This is a genomic window from Streptomyces sp. NPDC104814, assembly GCF_055583185.1.
In genome coordinates this window covers 184,736-205,172 of record NZ_JBVJOL010000010.1, presented here as the reverse complement: position 1 = coordinate 205,172, position 20,437 = coordinate 184,736, and the positions used below count along the sequence as shown (strand labels likewise).

The 20,437-nt window shown below is 69.6% G+C and carries 20 protein-coding genes; 2 read left to right on the top strand and 18 right to left on the bottom strand.

Going from position 1 to position 20,437, the window contains the following annotated elements:
* Positions 1 to 46: 46 nt before the first annotated feature.
* The 11 genes from ACZ64A_RS29295 to ACZ64A_RS29245 form a co-directional block, all read right to left on the bottom strand.
* Positions 47 to 2,899: a DEAD/DEAH box helicase gene (locus ACZ64A_RS29295; protein ID WP_469814568.1), complete on the bottom strand. Its 2,853-nt coding sequence runs from the start codon at positions 2,897 to 2,899 to the stop codon at positions 47 to 49.
* 142 nt (positions 2,900 to 3,041) lie between these two features.
* Entirely contained in the window at positions 3,042 to 3,992 is a 951-nt protein-coding gene (gene tatC, locus ACZ64A_RS29290) for a twin-arginine translocase subunit TatC (RefSeq protein ID WP_469814566.1), read from the bottom strand.
* A 47-nt stretch (positions 3,993 to 4,039) separates the two neighbouring features.
* Positions 4,040 to 4,324: a Sec-independent protein translocase subunit TatA gene (tatA, locus tag ACZ64A_RS29285; protein ID WP_469814564.1), complete on the bottom strand. Its 285-nt coding sequence runs from the start codon at positions 4,322 to 4,324 to the stop codon at positions 4,040 to 4,042.
* 187 nt (positions 4,325 to 4,511) lie between these two features.
* Positions 4,512 to 4,706, bottom strand: coding sequence for a hypothetical protein (locus ACZ64A_RS29280; RefSeq protein ID WP_469814562.1), 195 nt, complete (start codon positions 4,704 to 4,706; stop codon positions 4,512 to 4,514).
* Between the two features lie 257 nt (positions 4,707 to 4,963).
* Positions 4,964 to 5,224, bottom strand: coding sequence for a hypothetical protein (locus tag ACZ64A_RS29275; protein WP_469814561.1), 261 nt, complete (start codon positions 5,222 to 5,224; stop codon positions 4,964 to 4,966).
* Between the two features lie 29 nt (positions 5,225 to 5,253).
* Complete coding sequence (locus ACZ64A_RS29270; RefSeq protein WP_469814559.1) at positions 5,254 to 6,339, bottom strand: helix-turn-helix transcriptional regulator; 1,086 nt, start codon at positions 6,337 to 6,339, stop codon at positions 5,254 to 5,256.
* An 18-nt stretch (positions 6,340 to 6,357) separates the two neighbouring features.
* Positions 6,358 to 7,335, bottom strand: a complete 978-nt coding sequence (locus ACZ64A_RS29265) for a helix-turn-helix transcriptional regulator (RefSeq protein ID WP_469814557.1) — start codon at positions 7,333 to 7,335, stop codon at positions 6,358 to 6,360.
* 129 nt (positions 7,336 to 7,464) lie between these two features.
* Positions 7,465 to 7,836: an FKBP-type peptidyl-prolyl cis-trans isomerase gene (locus ACZ64A_RS29260; protein ID WP_469814555.1), complete on the bottom strand. Its 372-nt coding sequence runs from the start codon at positions 7,834 to 7,836 to the stop codon at positions 7,465 to 7,467.
* A 119-nt stretch (positions 7,837 to 7,955) separates the two neighbouring features.
* A complete protein-coding gene (locus ACZ64A_RS29255) occupies positions 7,956 to 8,960 on the bottom strand; it encodes an FKBP-type peptidyl-prolyl cis-trans isomerase (RefSeq protein ID WP_469814553.1) in 1,005 nt (334 codons plus the stop codon).
* Positions 8,961 to 9,085: 125 nt separating this feature from the next.
* Complete coding sequence (gene pafA / locus ACZ64A_RS29250) at positions 9,086 to 10,447, bottom strand: Pup--protein ligase (protein WP_009297738.1); 1,362 nt, start codon at positions 10,445 to 10,447, stop codon at positions 9,086 to 9,088.
* 9 nt (positions 10,448 to 10,456) lie between these two features.
* Complete coding sequence (locus tag ACZ64A_RS29245; protein ID WP_469814551.1) at positions 10,457 to 11,716, bottom strand: MFS transporter; 1,260 nt, start codon at positions 11,714 to 11,716, stop codon at positions 10,457 to 10,459.
* A gap of 94 nt (positions 11,717 to 11,810) precedes the next feature.
* Here ACZ64A_RS29245 and ACZ64A_RS29240 point away from each other — a divergent pair, with 94 nt between their 5' ends.
* The gene (locus ACZ64A_RS29240) at positions 11,811 to 12,833 is read left to right on the top strand and encodes a LacI family DNA-binding transcriptional regulator (RefSeq protein ID WP_469814549.1); all 1,023 of its coding nucleotides are present in this window, start codon (positions 11,811 to 11,813) and stop codon (positions 12,831 to 12,833) included.
* Between the two features lie 54 nt (positions 12,834 to 12,887).
* Here the strand turns inward: ACZ64A_RS29240 and prcA are convergent, their stop codons facing one another.
* The 6 genes from prcA to arc form a co-directional block, all read right to left on the bottom strand.
* Complete coding sequence (gene prcA / locus ACZ64A_RS29235) at positions 12,888 to 13,625, bottom strand: proteasome subunit alpha (protein ID WP_469814548.1); 738 nt, start codon at positions 13,623 to 13,625, stop codon at positions 12,888 to 12,890.
* A gap of 62 nt (positions 13,626 to 13,687) precedes the next feature.
* The gene (gene prcB / locus ACZ64A_RS29230) at positions 13,688 to 14,533 is read right to left on the bottom strand and encodes a proteasome subunit beta (protein WP_469814546.1); all 846 of its coding nucleotides are present in this window, start codon (positions 14,531 to 14,533) and stop codon (positions 13,688 to 13,690) included.
* Positions 14,485 to 15,078 carry an endonuclease VII domain-containing protein gene (locus ACZ64A_RS29225; protein ID WP_469814813.1) on the bottom strand — a complete coding sequence of 198 codons (594 nt, stop codon included), beginning with the start codon at positions 15,076 to 15,078 and terminating at the stop codon, positions 14,485 to 14,487. Before ACZ64A_RS29225 ends, prcB begins: the two co-directional genes overlap by 49 nt.
* A 41-nt stretch (positions 15,079 to 15,119) precedes the next feature.
* Positions 15,120 to 15,338, bottom strand: coding sequence for a ubiquitin-like protein Pup (locus ACZ64A_RS29220; protein WP_181794039.1), 219 nt, complete (start codon positions 15,336 to 15,338; stop codon positions 15,120 to 15,122).
* 190 nt (positions 15,339 to 15,528) lie between these two features.
* The gene (gene dop, locus ACZ64A_RS29215; protein WP_469814545.1) at positions 15,529 to 17,040 is read right to left on the bottom strand and encodes a depupylase/deamidase Dop; all 1,512 of its coding nucleotides are present in this window, start codon (positions 17,038 to 17,040) and stop codon (positions 15,529 to 15,531) included.
* A gap of 243 nt (positions 17,041 to 17,283) precedes the next feature.
* Positions 17,284 to 19,050, bottom strand: coding sequence for a proteasome ATPase (gene arc, locus ACZ64A_RS29210; protein ID WP_469814543.1), 1,767 nt, complete (start codon positions 19,048 to 19,050; stop codon positions 17,284 to 17,286).
* A gap of 250 nt (positions 19,051 to 19,300) precedes the next feature.
* On the opposite strand from arc, the gene ACZ64A_RS29205 reads away from it, so the two are divergent.
* Positions 19,301 to 19,600 (top strand): ferredoxin, encoded by a 300-nt coding sequence (locus ACZ64A_RS29205; protein WP_469814542.1) that lies wholly within the window; start codon positions 19,301 to 19,303, stop codon positions 19,598 to 19,600.
* A gap of 115 nt (positions 19,601 to 19,715) precedes the next feature.
* On the opposite strand, the gene ACZ64A_RS29200 is transcribed toward ACZ64A_RS29205, so the two are convergent.
* Positions 19,716 to 20,282, bottom strand: coding sequence for a hypothetical protein (locus tag ACZ64A_RS29200; RefSeq protein ID WP_469814540.1), 567 nt, complete (start codon positions 20,280 to 20,282; stop codon positions 19,716 to 19,718).
* Positions 20,283 to 20,437: the final 155 nt, after the last annotated feature.

Sequence of the window (20,437 nt, the reverse complement as noted above, 5' to 3'; positions counted from 1 at the left end):
CACCGCCGTGGCGATGGGGCCCGTCAGGGATGTGTTTTGCCGGGGCTCAGCCCACCGACGAGTACGCCACGACGCCGCGCAGCAGGGCCTCGACCGCCTTGCGGGCGGCCTTCGGGACCGTGGAGCCCGCGGCGGGGGCCGCCGCCTGGATCTGGCCCAGGACGTCGATGACCTGCTTGCACCAGCGCACGAAGTCACCGGCCGGCATCTCCGCCTCGCGCAGCACCTCGTCCAGGCCCTTGCCGGAGGCCCACATGAACGCGGCCCAGGCGAACCCGAGGTCGGGCTCACGCTGACCGACTCCCTCGGTCTGGCTGATGCGGAAGTCCTCCTCCAGGGCGTCCAGCCGCCCCCAGATCCGCACCATCTCGCCGAGCGCCGCCTTCGCGTTGCCCGAGGGCAGCTTCGGCGCCATGGCGTCGTCGCTCATCCGCGCCTCGAACACCAACGCCGACACACACGCGGCGAGTTCGGCCGGTGACAGACCCTCCCAGACGCCCGCGCGCAGGCACTCGCTGGCCAGCAGATCCAGTTCGCCGTACAGCCGGGCGAGCCGCTTGCCGTGCTCGGTGACCTCGTCGCCGCGCAGGTAGTCCAGCTCGGTCAGCAGCGCCACGATCCGGTCGAAGGTCCGCGCGATCGTGTTCGTGCGGCCCTCGATGCGGTGCTCCAGCTGCCGGGTGTCCCGCAGCAGCCGGTGGTAGCGCTCCGCCCAGCGGGCGTGGTCCTCGCGCTCGTCGCAGCCGTGGCAGGGATGCGCCCGCAGCGCCTTGCGCAGACGGGCGATCTCCCGGTCGTCGGCGGCCGCGGAGCGCTTCTTGCGGTGCCGCTCCGGCGGGATGTGCCCGGCCTTGGTGCGCAGCGCGGAGGCGAGGTCACGCCGGGACTGCGGGGAGCGCGCGTTGAACGACTTCGGGATCCGCATCCGCTCCAGCGGCTCCACGGGCACCGGGAAGTCCATCGCGGCCAGCCGCTTGACCTGCCGCTCGGCGGTCAGCACCAGCGGGCGCGGACCGTCGTGGGCGTCGAAGCCGCGGTGCCCGTTGGACCGCCCGGCCGGCAGACCGGGGTCCAGCACCAGCGCCAGACCCGCGTACTTGCCCGTCGGGACATGGATGATGTCCCCCGGCTTGAGCTTCTCCAGCGCGAGCGCCGCCTCGGCCCGCCGCTGGCTGGCGCCCTGGCGGGCCAGCTCCGTCTCGCGGTCCTTCAGCTCGCGGCGCAGCCGCGCGTACTCCTCGAAGTCGCCGAGGTGGCAGGTCATGGAGGCCTTGTAGCCCTCGAGACCCTCCTCGTTGCGCTGCACCTGCCGGGAGATCCCGACGACCGACTTGTCCGCCTGGAACTGCGCGAACGACGTCTCCAGCAGCTCCCGCGAGCGGTGCCGCCCGAACTGCTCGACCAGGTTGACCGCCATGTTGTACGACGGCTTGAAGCTGGAGCGCAGCGGGTACGTGCGCGTGCCCGCGAGCCCGGCGAGGTGCTCGGGGTTCATGCCGCGCTGCCACAGCACGACCGCGTGACCCTCGACGTCGATGCCGCGCCGGCCGGCCCGGCCGGTGAGCTGCGTGTACTCGCCGGGGGTGATGTCGGCGTGCTGCTCGCCGTTCCACTTGACGAGCTTTTCCAGCACGACGGACCGGGCGGGCATGTTGATGCCGAGCGCGAGGGTCTCGGTGGCGAAGACCGCCTTGACCAAGCCGCGTACGAACAGCTCCTCGACGACCTCCTTGAACGTCGGCAGCATGCCCGCGTGGTGGGCGGCGATGCCCCGCTCCAGGCCCTCCAGCCACTCGTAGTAGCCGAGGACGTGCAGGTCCTCGGCCGGGATGGACGCCGTGCGCTCCTCGACGAGCGCCCGCACCTTTTCCCGGGCCTCGTCGTCGTTGAGCCGCAGGCCCGCGTACAGGCACTGCTGGACGGCCGCCTCGCAGGCGGCCCGGGAGAAGATGAACGTGATCGCGGGCAGCAGGCCCTCGGCGTCGAGCCGCTCGATGACCTCGGGCCGTCCCGGCGTCCAGATCCGCGTGCGCTGGCGGCGCTCGCGCTCCCGGTCGGCCTCGCGCATGCTGCGGCCGCGCCTGCGGTCCTGGAAGGACGGGCGGCTCGCCTCCATGCGCGCCATCCGCATCAGATCGGGGTTGACCGCCTTGCGGTGCCCCTCGCCCTCCTCGAACAGGTCGTACATCCGCCGGCCGGCCAGCACGTGCTGGAACAGCGGCACCGGCCGGTGCTCGGAGACGATCACCTCGGTGTCCCCGCGGACGGTGTCCAGCCAGTCGCCGAACTCCTCGGCGTTGGACACGGTCGCCGACAGCGACACCAGCGTCACCGACTCGGGCAGGTGGATGATCACCTCCTCCCATACGGCGCCGCGGAAGCGGTCGGAGAGGTAGTGCACCTCGTCCATCACCACATAACCGAGGCCCAGCAGGGTCTGGGAGCCCGCGTACAGCATGTTCCGCAGCACCTCGGTGGTCATCACGACCACCGGGGCGTCGGAGTTGACGCTGTTGTCACCGGTCAGCAGGCCGACCTTCGCCTGGCCGTAGCGCCGGCACAGGTCGGCGTACTTCTGGTTGGACAGCGCCTTGATGGGCGTGGTGTAGAAGCACTTCTTGCCCTGCTGGAGGGCGAGGTGGACGGCGAACTCGCCCACGATCGTCTTGCCGGAGCCGGTGGGCGCGGCGACCAGCACGCCCTTCCCCGCCTCGAGGGCCTTGCAGGCCTCGATCTGGAAGGGGTCGAGGCCGAAGTCGTACATCTCGCGGAAGGACGCGAGGGCGGTGGCCTGCTCGGCAGCTCGCCTGCGTGCTGCCGCGTACCGCTCGGCCGGTGAGAGGTCCTGTGTCATCGTGCTTTCCACCGTACCGGGCCGCACTGACAACAGGACGATCATTAACCGGATCTCCTGCTGTGAATCCTGCCGTACGCCCAGCTCAGCGGGCATGCGTGCGGTGCCCCGGGACCGCGGCGGGGCCACCTACGGCGAACCGGCCGCCCCGCGGTGCGAAGCGGCCGGCCGGCCGGGCGTCAGCGTGTCAGGTCACGTCGTCGTATCCGTTGACGCGGTCCGTGCTCGTCTGCTCCGGCAGCGCGCGGCTGGCGCTGACCGGTTCGACCTCGTCGATGGCCTCGGGGGTGAGGTCCAGCTCCGACGCCTCGTCGTCGTCGGGCTCCTCGGCCGCGCGGCGTTCCTTGCGGCGGTCGTTGAGCAGGGAGAACGCCACCGCTCCGAAGTACAGCACCCAGATCGGCCCGGAGAGCGCCAGCATGGAGAGCGGGTCCGTGCTGGGCGTGGCGACGGCGGCGAAGATGGTGATCCCGAGGATCATGCCGCGCCACCAGCCGAGCATGCGCCGGCCGCTGATCACTCCGGTGAGATTGAGCATCACCAGCAGCAGGGGCAGCTCGAAGGAGAGTCCGAAGACGATCACCATGCGGGTGACCAGCTGGAGCAGGTCGTCCAGCGGAAGCAGGTTGTCCACGCCGTGCGGGGTGAAGTCGATCAGCACCTTGGCGGTGGTGGGCAGCACCCGGTAGGCGAAGTAGCCGCCGCTGAGGAAGAGCGGGACGCCGGTGCCGACGAACGCGTAGGCGTACTTCTTCTCGTGCCGGTGCAGACCCGGCGCGACGAACGCCCACAGCTGGTAGAGCCAGATCGGCGAGGCGAAGACGACACCCGCCATCAGGGACACCTGCAGGGCCAGCGTGAAGGGGGCGAGCAGACCGTTGATGGTGATCCGCGCGCACTGCTGGTTGTCGCTCGAGGACCGGGCCAGTTCCTCGAAGCTCTTCCCGCACCCGACCGAGTCGAGGATCGGCTGGGTGAGGAAGTTGATGATGTCGTTGTAGAAGAAGGCGGCGACGACGGTGACGACGACGATGGCCAGCATCGCCTTCGCGAGCCGGTTGCGGAGCTCACGAAGGTGCTCCGCGAGAGGCATGCGCCCCTCGGGATCCTTCTCCTTCTTGCGGGCAGGCTTCAGCAACCCACGTTCCCATCTCGTGCGGCGGGCCGGAGGTCACCGGCCCTGCGTCAGCGCTTGGTCGTGTCCGTCGGCTCGTTGACCGGGCGGGCGCTGGTCACGTCGCCGGGGGACGCCTGGATGGTGCGCTGCGCGGGAGGCTGCTCGTCGGTGGCGGGCGCCTGGGCGGACGTGCCGCTGCTGCCCTCGTCCTTCATCGCCTTGGCCTCGCTCTTGAGGATGCGGGCGGACTTGCCCAGCGAGCGGGCCATGTCCGGAAGCTTCTTCGCGCCGAACAGCAGGATGATGACGACGAGGATGAGAATGATCTCGGGGGCTCCGAGCCTTCCGAACATAAGTCTTTACCTTCTCACCGAGGCGGCAGGGTGGGGTGCTGTCCGACTGGTCGGACACGCGTCCGATCAGCCGTTCTGGCAGCGATCGTAACGCCCAGGGGTAAACGTGAGGCAATCCCCGTGCGTACTCCCGGCTCACGGAGCGGGCCTCGTTCTCCGCCCCGCGATCAGCAGCCTACCCGTGCGGTTACAGCGAATCCACGGCCCGGGCCGCGCTCGCCGTGGCCCGCTCCAGGTCCTCGGCCGCCCTGTTGATACGGCGTGTGGAATCCGCCACCTGCCGGCCCAGCCGCTCCGCCTCCAGGAACACCCGGACGGCCAGCACACCGAGCACGGCGAGACCCACGAAACCCACAGCTACCGCGAACATCGGCCAGAACATGCCGACGAGCCTAGACCCTGTGGCGGGGCCGGTCTGCGCGGGCCGGGCTCGGACACGAGCGCGGCGCCGCGCGGCCTGAATGAACTGCGCAGCACGGCCACGCGCTCCGGCTCTCCCCGAGGGCTGCTCGACCCACTCCGTACGACGCGGTCCGGCTCCCGCCGAGGGCTGCTCGACCCACTCCGTACGACGCGGTCCGGCTCTCACCGGGAGGTGTGTGCGGCTCACCCGGTGCGACCCGGCCCCGCGCGGACCGCTCAGACCGTGGAGTGCAGGCGCAGCGTACGGACGCCGCCGCCGGTGAGCAGCTCCACGATCCGCTCCCCCGCCGGCTTGCGCACCGCCGCCCCGCACTCGGGGCAGGTGAACGAGTAGAACGTGGTGCGGCTGGAGCCGCCGATGGCCAGGCGCAGCGCGCTCGCGGCGAGTTCGAAACGGCCCCGGCAGTCCGGGCAGCCGGCTCGGAACACCACGGGAGCCACCCCGCGCATCCCCGCGAACGCGGAGGCCACCGTCATGCCCAAACCGTGCGGCGACGCCGACTCGCTCACAGCCTCTGCTCCTGCCTGTCGTTGTGCACCTCACCCGCTCCGGCGGCCGGGACCGGGTGCGGCCCGGACGGCCCGTGCGGTGCCCGCGGCTCCTGCGCCTCGATGCCGTCGTAGGCCGCAAGGGCCTCGCGGGCCGCGCGGCGGGCGCTGTCCGCCAGGTCGGGCGGCGACACGATCCGTCCGTCGCGGCCGAGCCGCAGCGCCAGCCTGCGCAGGGACGCCGGGTCCGGGGTGCGCAGCGTGATCCGCAACCCACCGTCGGGGAGCTCCTCGGCGCTGTCGTGCGGGTAGTACTCGGCGACCCAGCGGCCGCCCGGCGCGACCTCGACGACGACTTCCGGGTCCTCGGCGGCCGGCTGGACCAGCCCCTCGGACAGATCGCGCAGCTCTATCTCCGGCGGCGCCGACGGCTCGTCCAGGATCCTGATCTCGGCGACCCGGTCCAGCCGGAACGTACGGCGCGCCTCGGAGCGCCGGCACCACGCCTCGACGTAGGTGTGGCCGACGCTGACCAGGCGGATGGGGTCGATCTCGCGCTCGGTGACCTCGTCACGGGCCGGCGAGTAGTAGCGGATCCACAGCCGGCGGCGCTCGGAGATCGCCCGGTCGACGTCGGCGAAGACACCGCCCTCGGACTCGAAGGTCACCGACAGCCGGGAGCTGGCACCGGCGGCCTCTCCGGCGGCGGTCTCCACCTTGGCCGTGGCCCGCAGCAGCGCCTGCCGGTCGCTCTCGCGCAGCCCGGGCAGGGTGGCCACCGCGCGGGCGGCGACCAGCAGCGCCGTCGCCTCGTCGGCGGCCAGCCGCAGCGGCTCGGCGGCCTCCGCGCCGAGCGCGGCCGGGTTGTGCCACCAGATGCGCTCGCCGTCGGTGTCGATGTCGAGGAGGTCGCCGCCGCGGAAGCTGGTGCCGCACATGGGCAGCACGTCGAGGTCGGAGACCAGCTCGTCCTCGGTGATCCCGAAGGCGCGCGCCACGTCCTCGATCCGGGCGCCGGGCCGCTCCCTGAGATACGTCACCAGGGACAGCATCCGCCGGGTCTGGTCGATGGCGCTCGTGGGCCTGACCGGTTTGCCTGCCACGTCTCGCTCCGCTCCCCCTCAGCCCTTGGCCACGGCGCGCAGCCGGTCCACGACGTCGGCCCGCAGCTCGGCGGGCTCCAGCACCACCACGTCCGGACCGAACTCCACCAGCCAGGCATCCAGGCCGTGCCCGTACGGAATCTCCAACTCGTCCCAGCCGTCGCCGAGTTCCCGCACGGCCGCCGCCTTCGCCCGAAGGGGGTACCCGGCGCCGGAACGCAGCCGGATCAGGGCGCTGCGGTCGGCGGTCTCACCGGCCCAGCTCGCGACGGTCTCGCGGACGGTGACGACATCGGGCACCGGGGCGGTGAACTTCCCGCCGCGGGAGCGCACCTTGCCGGTGATCCGCGACAGCCGGAACACGCGCTCGGCGCCGCGGTCGCGGTCGAAGCCGGCCAGGTACCAGTGGCCGCGCCAGCACTCCAGCGCCCACGGTTCGACGTGCCGGGTCTCGGGGTGGGCGGCGTTGGCCTTGCGGTAGTCGAAGGCCACCGTGCGCCGGTCGCGGCAGGCCAGCATCAGCGGTTCGAACGCGGCCTCGTGCACCGGGATGCGCGGCTCCAGCGCGCTGTGCGCCTCGTACGGGTCGACGTCCTCGGGCAGTCCGGCGGCACGCAGCTTCTGCAGGGCACCGCTGGCCGCGCCGGCCAGGCGGGCCTGCTGCCAGACCTTGGCGGCCAGACCGAGGGCGGCGGCCTCCTCGGCGTCCAGGGTGATGGGCGGCAGCCGGTTGGAGTCACGGCGGGCGAGATAGCCGATCTCACCGTCGAGGCTCTCCACGGTTTCGATGACCAGACCCAGCTCACGCAGGTCGTCCTTGTCCCGCTCGAACATGCGGTTGAAGGAGTCGTCGGCGCCCGGCGCGCCCTTCTCCGGCCCGAAGGCCTCGACGTAAGCCTCGATGGACTCGCGCAGCTCACGCTTGCTGAGCGGCCGCCGCGTCCCCAGCAGACACAGCGCCAGGTTCATCAGCCGCTCGGCCTTGGCAATGGCCATCGACGCGCTTCGCCTCCCTATGGTCCTTACGATCGATGACCGTACCGCTCCGCGGGGCGATGGCAAAAGCCGAGGGTCCATGCCCGTACGGGCATGGACCCCATGTGATCAGCTGTGATCGTGCGACGATCAGACCGAGACCAGGTCGCAGACGAAGATCAGCGTCTCGCCCGGCTTGATCGCGCCACCGGCGCCACGGTCGCCGTAGGCGAGGTGCGGCGGGATGATCAGCTGGCGGCGGCCGCCGACCTTCATGCCCTGCACACCCCGGTCCCAGCCGGCGATGACCTGGCCGGCGCCCAGCTTGAACTGCAGCGGCGTACCGCGGTTCCAGGAGGCGTCGAACTCCTCGCCGGAGGAGAAGGCCACACCCACGTAGTGGACCTGGACGAAGTCGCCGGCCTTCGCCTCCGGACCGTCGCCCTCCCAGATGTCCTTGATCTCGAGGTCAGCCGGCGGCTCGCCGCCCGGGAAGTCGATCTCGGGCTTGTCGATGCTCACGTCTTGAAGCTCCTGCATATCTACGACACGGAACGCGGACAGTCTGTCATCCCCGGCACCCCGGCGCCTGCCGGGCCCGGCGGTCGCGGGCCACGCCACCCCGGCCGCGGCCCCGCGGGTCACATCTTCGCCAGGATGTCCACCGTGAACACCATCGTGGAGTCCTTCTTGATGCCGCTGCCCTGCGGCGGGTTGTTGCCGTACCCCAGCGCCGGCGGGATGACGATCAGGACGCGGCTGCCGACCTTCTTGCCGGTCAGGCCCTGACCCCAGCCCTTGACGACCTGCTGGAGGGAGAAGGACGTCAGCGACTTGCGGCTGTACGTGGAGTCGAACTCCTTGCCGGTGTCCCACAGCACGCCCTTGTACTGCACGAGCACCGTGCTGTCGGCCTTCAGTTCCTCCCCGTCGCCCTCCAGGATGTAGGTCGCCACGAGCTTCTTCGGCGGGGCCGTCTTCTTCGGCACGTCGATGGTCGGCGCCCCGCCGTCCGTGTTCGTCCCGACCGTCGGCAGCGCGGCGTCGTTCTGCGGGACCTTCTTGCCCTGGGCGGAGCTCTTGCTGTTGAACACGTCCTTCAGATCCACCACGAACACCAGCGTGTCGGTGCCCTTCACCCCCGCCTGGGCACTGCCCTGCGGGCCGTAGCCCCAGGCCGGCGGCACGGACATCTCCACACGGCTGCCGACCTTCTTCCCGGGCAGCGCGATGCGCCAGCCCTCCCAGATCTGCCCCTGGGCGAGCTGCGCGATCAGCGGCGTCTTGCTCTCGTAGGAGTTGGCGAAGACCTTGCCGCTGTCCCAGATCTGGCCCAGGAAGTGCGCCTGCACGAAGTCGTTCTCCGCGACCGTGCGACCGCTGCCCGTGATCAGCGTCTTCACCGCGATGTCCTTCGACGGCGCGCCGCTGCCCTTGGCGACCGTCGGCTTCTCACCGAACTTCGTCCCCGCGGTCACCGCCGGCAGCGGACCGGCGACGATCTTCGGGCTCGGCGCGGCCGACGGCTGCGAAGCCGACGGCGACGCGCTGTCGCTCGCCTTGCTCGAGTCGGACTTGCCGTCACCGCAGCCGGCGAGAGTGACCAGTCCAGCGGGTACCGCAATCATCAGGGAACGTCGGCGCACGATAAGAGCCTCGTAATCGGTCGATCTTGTGGATGGCGTGCGCGCAACTCTACGGCGTGAGAAGGGCGCCGTACGGGTAACGTACGGCGCCCGAGTGGCGTTCCGGCATGTCGCCGAAAGCCGGCTCACATTCCCGCGATGAGCTTCTCCACCCGATCGTCCACCGACCGGAACGGGTCCTTGCACAACACGGTCCGCTGAGCCTGGTCGTTCAGCTTCAGATGCACCCAGTCGACCGTGAAGTCCCGCCGCTGCTCCTGCGCCCGGCGGATGAAGTCACCGCGCAGCCTGGCCCGAGTGGTCTGCGGCGGAACCGACTTGCCCTCGAAGATCTTCAAGTCGTTGCAGATCCGGGCCGCTTGCCCCTTCTTCTCCAGCAGGTAGTACAGGCCACGACGCCGGTGGATGTCGTGGTACGCGAGGTCTATCTGCGCGACCCGCGGATGCGACATCGTCATGTTGTGCTTGGCCCGGTACCGCTCGATGAGCTTGTACTTCATGACCCAGTCGATCTCCGTGCCGATACGGTCGAGGTCCTCGGCCTCGATCGCGTCCAGCGTGCGGCCCCACAGCTCCAGCACCTGCTCCACCGTGCCGGTACGGATACCGCGGCGCTCACAGAAGTCGACGGCCTTCTCGTAGTACTCGCGCTGCACCTCCAGGGCCGAGGCCTCACGGCCGCTGGCCAGGCGCACCTTGCGGCGGCCGGTGATGTCGTGGCTGACCTCACGGATCGCCCGGATCGGGTTCTCCAGAGTGAGATCACGCATCACCGTGCCCGCCTCGATCATGCGCAGCACCAGGTCGGTCGCCCCGACCTTCAGCAGCATGGTCGTCTCGGACATGTTGGAGTCGCCCACGATGACATGCAGGCGCCGGTAGCGCTCGGCGTCGGCGTGCGGCTCGTCGCGGGTGTTGATGATGGGCCGCGAGCGGGTCGTCGCCGAGGAGACGCCCTCCCAGATGTGCTCGGCCCGCTGGCTGACGCAGTAGACGGCACCGCGCGGGGTCTGCAGGACCTTGCCCGCACCGCACAGCAGCTGCCGCGTCACCAGGAAGGGGATGAGGATGTCCGCGAGCCGCGAGAACTCCCCGTGCCGGGCCACCAGGTAGTTCTCATGGCAGCCGTAGGAGTTTCCCGCCGAGTCCGTGTTGTTCTTGAAGAGGTAGACGTCGCCTGCGATTCCCTCCTCGTGCAGGCGTCGTTCCGCGTCCACCAGCAGGCCCTCGAGAATGCGCTCTCCGGCCTTGTCGTGGGTGACCAGCTCGATCACGTTGTCACATTCGGGTGTCGCGTATTCCGGGTGAGAGCCCACATCGAGATACAGGCGGGCACCGTTCCGCAGAAACACATTGCTGCTGCGGCCCCATGACACGACACGGCGGAAGAGGTACCGCGCCACCTCGTCAGGTGACAGACGGCGCTGTCCCCTGAACGTGCACGTGACGCCGTACTCGTTCTCCAGCCCGAAAATGCGGCGGTCCATGAGGGAACATTACGCCCGATCCCCCGAACTGAAACGGGGTTCGGCAGCACGATTTGGATCATTTTCCGATGAGGCCGCAACAACCCCCGTCGCGGCGGGAGCTGCAAGGACGGTGCGTGTACCCAGCAGAACAAGCAGCGAAACCGCCCCGGCCGCACCGGGCACCGCGAATCCCCACAACGCCCCGCCCGCCTGGACGACCGGCCCCGCCAGGCCCGTTCCCACCGACGCGCCCACGGTGAACGTCGTCACCAGCCAGGAGAACGCCTCCGTGACCGTGCCGCTCGGCGCATGCCGGTCCACGATGACGAACGCACAGGCGATGGACGGCGCCAGGAACACCCCGGCGAGCGCCGTGAGCGCCACCATGGCCACCGCGCCCGGCATCAGCGTCAGCGGCAGATAACACACCGCCAGAAACGCCACCAGCACCCGCAGTCGCCGCTCCGGCGGACCCGCCCACCGCCGCGCCCCGTACACCGTGCCACCGGCCAGCGCACCGAGACCGAGCGCGGCCATCAGCCAGCCGTACACCGCGTCACCGCCATGACCGTCCGCATACGGCACGGCGGCCACCGTGATGGAGCCCAGCGCCATCCCGATGAACAAGAACGCCGCCAGCAGCGCCAGCAGCCCCCGCGAGCGCAGCGCGCCCAGCCAGTGCGCCTCACGCGGCGCGGACCGCCACGCGCGCGAGGGCGGCGACACGACCACGGAGAGCGCCCCGAGGACGCCGAGCACACTCAGCACCAGCAGCGCCGCCCGCGCGGACCACAGCGAGACGCACAGCGTCACCAGCAGCGGGCCCACGGTGAACATGACCTCCTGCGCGATCGCGTCCATGGCGTACGCCGTGTGCACCTGGTCCTCACGGCGCAGCACGCTCGGCCACAGCGCCCGCAGACCGCCCTCCAGCGGCGGCGTGAACAGGCCGGAGGCGGCCACGGCCGCATACGCCGGCGCGGCCGGGGCCACCCCTACGGCGGCGAAGACGCTCATGGCCAGCGCCGAGGCGACCGCGGCGGGCAGCTGGATCCTCGGCTGCCCGTACAGGTCGACGAGCCGGCCCAGCACCGGCTGGCCGACCGCGTTGGCGACGCCGTACACCGCCGCCAGCGCGCCCGCCAGGCTGTACGTGCCGCCCTCGGCCCGCACGAACAGGACGATCGCGATGGCGGCGGTGGCGTTGGGCAGCCGTCCCACCAGCGTGCCCGTGAGCAGGCGGGCGGCGTGCCTCGCCCTGAGGATCTCCAGGTATCCCGCGGCCATGTCCGCCCTCCGGCTCAAGTTTTACGTATAACGTCCTGCGTCATACGTACCATGTGCGCTGTTCAGCAGTCCAGACGACGGAAGCGAGCGGACGGTGGCCCGAAGCAGCACCCGCCCCACCAGCCGGGACGTCGCCCAAGCAGCCGGCGTCTCCCAGGCCGCCGTCTCCCTCGTCCTCGGCGACAAATGGCGCGGCCGCGTCTCCGAAACCACCGCCGAACGCGTCCGCGAAGCCGCCCGCGCACTCGACTACCGGCCCAACCTCGCCGCCCGCAACCTCCGCCTCGGCCGCACCCGCACCGTCCTCCTCGTCGTCCCCGCCCTCACCACCGAATTCTTCGCCGGCGTCTACACCGGCGCCGCACGCGTCGCCGCCGACCACGGCTTCGGCGTCGTCCTCTACCCCTCCCCCGAAGGCGTCGGCCCCGCCCGCGACCCCTTCGCCTCCGCCCAGGCCGCCCTCGACGGCGTCCTCGCCTCCTCCATGGCCGCCGACGCCCTCACAGCCATCCGCGGCGACCGGCTGCCCCTCGTCATGCTCGACAGCGACCCCACCGCCAGCGTCGGCGCCGCCACCGTCAACCTCGACATCGCCGACGGCGTCCGCCAGGTCACCGAACACCTCCTCGGCCTCGGCCACCGCCACTTCCTGCACCTCGCCGCCGACGTACCCTCGTGGACCTTCCAGGTACGCGCACGCGAACTCGCCCGGCGCATCGGCGCCGCACCCGGCACCTCCCTGCGCACCGCACCCGCCCCCGCACCCATCTCCATCGACGCCGCCCTGGCCGCCACGCACACAGCACTCGGCAGCGCACACACACGCCCCACCGCCATCGTCTGCGACGACGACATACTCGCCGCCGGCGCCTACAAGGCACTGCGCCGACTCGGCCTGCGCATCCCCGAGGACATCTCCGTCACCGGCGTCGACGACCTCGGCCTCGCCACCGCCATCGACCCCGAACTCACCACCGTCCGACTCGACGCCGAACTCTTCGGCGAACACGGCATGCGCGCCCTCCTCGCCGTCCTGGACGGCCGCACACCCGACGCAGGGGACATCCCCGTCCACCTCGTCGTACGCGGCTCCACAGCCCCGCCCAAGGCCCCCTGAACACCACTGCGCCCCGACCGTGGGACGGCCGGGGCGCAGCAGACACGCGCGGTCCTACTCCTCGTCGCTGCTCTCGGCCTCCGTGGCCGTACTGCCCGCCTGCAACAGCCGGCCCAGCTGCGCACCGACGATCCGCTTGAACTTACGCTGCTGCGGCCGCGTACGGTCCAGCACCGCCACCTCGAGACGCTCCGCGGGAATCTCCCGCTCCGTCCCGTTCGTGTCCCGCGACAACGCCCGCACCGCCAGCTGGAGCGCCTCCGCCAGACTCATACCGTCCCGGTGATGCTGGTCCAGGAAGCCACTGATCTGCTCCGCATTGCCACCGACCGCCACCGAGCCGTGCTCGTCCACGATCGACCCGTCATGCGGCAGCCGGTAGATCTGGTCACCCTCCGGGGTCTCCCCCACCTCGGCCACCACCAGCTCCACCTCGTACGGCTTCTCCGCCGCCGAAGAGAAGATCGTGCCCAGCGTCTGGGCATACACGTTGGCCAGACCCCGCGCCGTGACATCGTCCCGGTCATAGGTGTAACCACGCAGGTCCGCGTAGCGCACACCACCGATGCGCAGATTCTCGTACTCGTTGTACTTGCCGGCCGCGGCGAAGCCGATCCGGTCATAGATCTCGCTGAACTTGTGCAGCGCACGGGACGGGTTCTCACCGACGAACACAATGCCGTCGGCGTACTGCATGACGACCAGGCTGCGGCCACGCGCGATGCCCTTGCGGGCGTACTCGGCGCGGTCGGCCATCGCCTGCTGAGGTGAGACATAGAACGGCGTCGACACCGGTTATCCGTCCCTTTCTGTGGAAGTCACTGGATCACCTGACAACACATCCGGCCCCGCCCTCAGAGCAGAGCGGCCCGCGGGCCGTCCGGCTGCTCCAGGCGGCGCTGCAGCACCGAACGGGCGATCTCGGAGGACTCGTCGTCGGTGAGCCGGCGGAAACCGTCCTCGGTGATCACGGTGACGATCGGGTAGATCCGGCGGGCGACATCGGGACCACCGGTCGCCGAGTCGTCGTCAGCCGCGTCGTACAGGGCCTGCACCACCAGCGTCGTGGCATCGGCCTCGGACAGGTCGTCGCGGTACAGCTTCTTCATCGCGCCCCGGGCGAACACCGAACCCGAACCGGTCGCGGCGAAGCCACGCTCCTCGGTACGGCCACCCGTCACGTCGTAGGAGAAGATGCGGCCCTTGGCCCGGTCCACGTCGTACCCCGCGAACAGGGGCACCACGGCCAGACCCTGCATGGCCATGCCGAGGTTGGAGCGGATCATCGTCGACAGACGGTTGGCCTTGCCCTCCAGCGACAGCTGGGCACCCTCGACCTTCTCGAAATGCTCCAGCTCCAGCTGGAAGAGCTTGACCATCTCGACCGCGAGACCGGCGGTGCCGGCGATACCGACGGCCGAGTACTCGTCCGCCGGGAACACCTTCTCGATGTCGCGCTGCGCGATCACATTGCCCATGGTGGCCCGGCGGTCACCGGCCAGCACCACGCCGCCCGGGAACGTCACCGACACGATGGTCGTGCCGTGCGGCGCCTCGATCACACCCTGCACCGGAGGCAGCGAGCGCTTGCCCGGCAGCAGCTCCGGCTGGTGCTCGGCGAGGAAGTCCATGAAGGAGGAGGATCCTGGCGTCAGGAAGGCAGCAGGTAGACGCCCGGTGCCACGAGAATTGGCTTCCACGAGGTTCCTTCCAGGTAGGCAGCGGCCCGACGGGCGGCGTCGGGATCGTCTCCCAACTTGCCGATGGCCGAGTTGCAGTTGAAGCACAGTACGCCACGGACCCTACCCGTCGAGTGGCAGTGATCCACATGCACGGCCGGGGCATCCAGGCAGATCACACAGAGACCCATCTGCTCGGCGACCATGGCGTCGCGTTCGGCTGGCGTGAGGCCGTACTTGCGCTTGAAGTAGCTGACGCGGTTCCGCTCCGCCCGGCACGCACGGCATGAGGTGGCCCACCCGTCCGACGAGGACTTAATGCGTTCCCATTCGGAGTGCGGCTTGACCTCTCCGCAGCCCTGGCAATGCTTGTGGCCAGGCGGCACACCGTCACGCGATGGGAGCGTTCTCCCCATGGCCTGCTGGCGCCGCCGGTCGGATTCTGCAGCACATTCACGGCAGCGGTGCTGGAGGCCGTCGAGGTTCGTGCGCTTGCGGGCGAAGGCTGCGCGCGGCTTGGTCTTCCCGCACCGCGCACAGCGCTTCACTTCCGAGTCGCTTGCCACCACTCCACCCCGCCCACCTTCGAATCGAAGGTAAAAGTGGCTTACTGGCCACCCTTCTGAACGAAGGAGCGCACGAAGTCCTCCGCATTTTCCTCGAGCACATCATCGATTTCGTCCAGGACGGAGTCCACGTCGTCGCTCAGCTTCTCGTGGCGCTCCTTGAGGTCGTCCGAGGCCTGTGCGTCCTGCGCCTGCTCCTCGACTTCCTCGGTGGAGCGCGTGGCCTTCTGCTGGCCGCCGCCGGTGTCCTTGGTTGCCATAACCCTCACCCCGCTCTTTCGCCCGACATGGGTCGACAGGTCGGCATTCCTGCCGATCGGTGATGATCAGACCCTACAAGCCAGGTCCGACATCGGCCCCGCAGTTTCCACAACGTGCGGGGGCCACCTCGATGATTCCCGGCCGGGGGCATTTCCACCCTGTTCCGGCCGGGGAGGCCGACGAGTACCCTCAGCCGCCCGAGAGCACCCTGACCAGGTCTTCCGCTGTGCGGCAGCGGTCCAGCAGTTCCTTGACGTGATTTCGCGTTCCGCGAAGCGGTTCGAGGGTTGGGACCCGCTGGAGGGAGTCCCGGCCCGGCAGGTCGAAGATGACCGAGTCCCAGGAGGCCGCGGCGACGTCGTCGGCGTACTGCTCCAGGCAGCGGCCGCGGAAGTACGCGCGGGTGTCCTCCGGGGGCTTGTGCATGGCCCGCTCGACCTCGCCCTCGTCCAGCAGCCGCTTGATGCGTCCGCGGGCGGCGAGGCGGTTGTAGAGGCCCTTCTCGGGCCGTACGTCGGCGTACTGGAGGTCGACGAGGTGCAGGCGGGCCGCGTCCCAGTCGAGGCCGTCGCGGCGCCGGTAGCCCTCCATGAGTTCGCGCTTGGCGACCCAGTCGAGTTCGCCGGCGAGGCTCATGGGGTCGTTCTCGAGGCGCGTGAGGGTGTCCTCCCAGCGCGTCAGGACGTCCTTGGTCTGTTCGTCGGCGTCGGCCCCGAAGCGTTCCTCGACATATTTCCGGGACAGCTCGAAGTACTCCATCTGCAGTTGCACGGCGGTGAGTGTGCGGCCGCTGCGGAGGGTGACGAGGCGCTTGAGGGACGGGTCGTGGGAGACCTGGTGGAGGGTGCGGACGGGCTGGTCGACGGCGAGGTCGACCGCGATGAAGCCGTCTTCGATCATGGACAGGACGAGGGCCGTCGTGCCGAGCTTGAGGTAGGTGGAGATCTCCGAGAGGTTGGCGTCGCCGATGATCACGTGCAGGCGGCGGTATTTCTCGGCGTCGGCGTGCGGCTCGTCGCGGGTGTTGATGATGGGGCGCTTGAGGGTGGTCTCGAGCCCGACCTCGACCTCGAAGTAGTCCGCGCGCTGGCTGAGCTGGAAGCCGTGTTCGTGGCCGTCCTGGCCGATACCGACGCGACCGGCGCCGGCGAAGACCTGGCGGGAGATGAAGAAGGGTGTCAGGTGGCGCACGATGTCCGAGAAGGGGGTTTCCCGCTTCATCAGGTAGTTCTCGTGCGTGCCGTAGCTGGCGCCCTTGTTGTCGGTGTTGTTCTTGTACAGGTGGATGGGCTGGGCGCCGGGGAGCTGGGCGGCTCGTTCGGCGGCCTCGGCCATGATGCGTTCGCCGGCCTTGTCCCAGAGGACGGCGTCGCGCGGGTTGGTGACCTCGGGGGAGCTGTATTCGGGGTGTGCGTGGTCGACGTAGAGGCGGGCGCCGTTGGTGAGGATGACGTTGGCCAGGCCGATGTCCTCGTCGGTGAGCTGGCTGGAGTCGGCGGCTTCGCGGGCGAGGTCGAAGCCCCGCGCGTCCCGCAGCGGGTTCTCCTCTTCGAAGTCCCATCGGGCGCGGCGGGCCCGGTGCATCGCCGCCGCGTAGGCGTTGACGATCTGGGACGAGGTGAGCATGGCATTGGCATTGGGGTGGCCGGGGACGGAGATGCCGTACTCCGTCTCGATGCCCATTACTCGCCGTACGGTCATGCGGCCCTCCTTGCCCGGCGGCACCCTCGGTCGTGGGCGTCGCTCAAGTACCGCGATTGCTCCGGTGCGTGTGCGGTGCCCCTCCCCGCACTGCGCGTTCGGGCGGTACGGAAGAGCCTAGAACGCCTTTGCGCTGGTGGGGAGATCATTTGTGTCTTTGCCTTGTGTGCTGTGCCCCGGATGTGGCCGGAAAAAACAGCGGGCTGCGGGTACCCGGTGAGGGCACCCGCAGCCGCCCTGTTTTTACAGGTACTGTCCGGTGTTCGCCACCGTGTCGATGGAGCGTCCGGTGTCGGCGCCCTGCTTTCCGGTGATGAGGGTGCGGATGTAGACGATCCGCTCGCCCTTCTTTCCGGAGATGCGGGCCCAGTCGTCCGGGTTGGTGGTGTTGGGGAGGTCTTCGTTCTCCTTGAACTCGTCCACGCAGGCCTGGAGGAGGTGGGAGACGCGGAGGCCCTTCTGGTTCTTTTCGAGGAAGTCCTTGATCGCCATCTTCTTGGCCCGGCCCACGATGTTTTCGATCATGGCGCCGGAGTTGAAGTCCTTGAAGTAGAGGACTTCCTTGTCACCGTTGGCGTAGGTGACCTCCAGGAAGCGGTTCTCCTCGGATTCGGCGTACATGTGCTCGACCGCGGTCTGGATCATGGCCTGGACCGTGGCCGACTTGTCGCCGCCGTGCTCGGTGAGGTCGTCGCCGTGCAGCGGGAGGCGTTCGGTGAGGTACTTACCGAAGATGTCCTTGGCGGCTTCGGCGTCCGGGCGCTCGATCTTGATCTTCACGTCGAGCCGGCCGGGGCGCAGGATGGCGGGGTCGATCATGTCCTCGCGGTTGGAGGCGCCGATGACGACCACGTTCTGCAGGCCTTCCACGCCGTCGATCTCGGCGAGCAGCTGCGGGACGATGGTGTTCTCCACGTCCGAGCTGACGCCGGAGCCGCGGGTGCGGAAGAGGGATTCCATCTCGTCGAAGAAGACGATCACGGGGGTGCCTTCGGAGGCCTTTTCCCGGGCTCGCTGGAAGACGAGGCGGATCTGCCGCTCGGTTTCGCCGACGTACTTGTTGAGCAGCTCGGGGCCCTTGATGTTGAGGAAGAAGCTCTTGCCGGCGGCCTGGCCGGTGACCTCGGCGACCTTCTTGGCCAGCGAGTTCGCGACGGCCTTGGCGATGAGCGTCTTACCGCATCCGGGGGGACCGTAGAGCAGCACGCCCTTGGGCGGCCGCAGTTCGTGCTCCTTGAACAGGTCGGGGTACAGGTAGGGGAGCTCGACCGCGTCGCGGATGGCTTCGATCTGGCCGCCGAGGCCGCCGATGGCCTCGTAGCCGATGTCGGGGACCTCTTCGAGGACGAGTTCCTCGACCTCGCTCTTGGGCACGACCTCGTAGACGTAGCCGGAGCGGGGTTCGAGCAGGAGGGCGTCGCCGGGGCGGATGGTGACGTCCAGCAGCGGCTCGGCGAGCCGTACCACCCGTTCCTCGTCGGTGTGCCCGAGCACCAGGGCGCGCTCGCCGTCCTCGAGGATCTCCTTGAGGGTGACGATGTCGCCGACGCTCTCGTACTCCATGGCCTCGACCACGTTGAGTGCCTCGTTGAGCATGACCTCCTGGCCACGCCTGAGGTCGTCGAGCTCGACGTTGGGGCTGACGTTCACGCGGAGCTTGCGGCCGCCGGTGAAGATGTCGGCGGTGCCGTCCTCGTTGGCCTGCAGGAAGACGCCGAAGCCGGCGGGCGGCTGGGCGAGCCGGTCGACTTCTTCCTTGAGGGCCACGATCTGGTCGCGGGCCTCGCGCAGGGTGTTGGCGAGCCGCTCGTTCTGGGCGGACACGCCGGCCAGGTTGGTCTGCAGCTCGACGATCCGCTCTTCGAGAATCCTCGTGTGTCGCGGAGAGTCGGCGAGCTTGCGTCGCAGGACGGCGATCTCCTGCTCAAGGTAGGCAATCTGCCCGGTCGGGTCGTCGGACCCGCGTCCCGGGCGGATGCCGCGGTCAATGTCGTCGTCGTGGGCTGCCACGGTCCTCACCTCCTCCAAGGGGAGCTGGACGCTTCCAGACCCTACCTGGGCGGGTGTCGATTGAAACCCCTAGATCACAAAGACGGTCGGGGTGTGTCCGATCTTCACCCTTGCGCTCTCCCTCACGCCAGGGGAATACCCACGGAACATGATTGGAAAGCGGGCCCAGGTAGGGTCGAAGTGTTCAACACCCGTCAGAGCCTGCATCGTTCCCGTGCGGCTCGACCGTAAACGGCAGGAGAGGTGAGTCGTGCAGCAGGAGGCCGCGTCCGCGGGCGAGGCGCTGGAGGTCTGGATCGATCAGGACCTGTGTACCGGTGACGGTATCTGCGCCCAGTACGCGCCGGAGGTGTTCGAGCTGGACATCGATGGTCTGGCCTATGTCAAGGGCGCGGGAGACGAGCTGCTGCAGGCGCCGGGGGCGGCGACGCCGGTGCCGCTGCCGTTGCTGACGGATGTGGTGGATTCGGCCCGTGAGTGTCCGGGCGAGTGCATCCATGTGCGTCGGGTCGGGGACCGGGTGGAGGTGTACGGTCCGGACGCGGAGTGAGCGTCCGGCTGCCGCGCGTTAAGTCGTCTTCAAGACGCTTTCGAGGGCGGTCACGCGCGGGGCGCGCGTGGCCGCCCTGTGGTGTGTCTGATTTCTCACAGTCTCGTGACGTGGGTCACACGCTGTGCGCCTCGGCCGGGGTGGAGCGGACGAACGCGCCGTCCTTCCACTGCCACTTCACGCTGCGCCGTACGTCGGGGCAGCAGGAGGGGACGTCGTCGGAGGAGTAGCCGAGCAGGGTGGCGTGCACGGCTCGGTCGTGTACGGCGATGTCGCTGACGTTGGTGCGGTCCTTGGGGTCGGTGAGGGTCGCGACGATGCGGGGCCGGCCGGTGCCGGGCGCGTGCGTGAGGACGTAGACGCCGTCGGGTGGGGTGCCCATGGGGGCGTCGCAGTGGACGACGGCGACGGTCTCGGGCCGGTGGTCGCCGTCGAGGTCGCCGGTGGCCTGCTTGACGACGACGGCCTTGACGGGGCCGCAGTCCAGGGGGAAGGCGACGCCGGTGGTGGCGGGGGCGGCGAGGGTGGTGGTTTCCGCGCCGGGTGTCGGGGCAGCCGTGGCCGTGCGGGGTTGCAGCAGGGAGGACAGCGCGACGACGCCGGCGAGGGCGGTGGCGGTCGCGAGCCAGTGGATGGGGCGGGTGTGCGTGTGGGCCAGTTCCGGGACGGCGGGGTGCTGCACTAGGAGTGTCTCCTGTGAGGGCTGTGCCGGTGGGGGTGGCCTGCATGGTGCCACACGTCACAGTGCGGCGGAACGGCGGGGTGCGTCTGAGGTCCGGGTCTGAGGTCCGGGCCGGTGTGACGCGGGTGCAAGACGACGGCGCCGTGGCCGAGTTC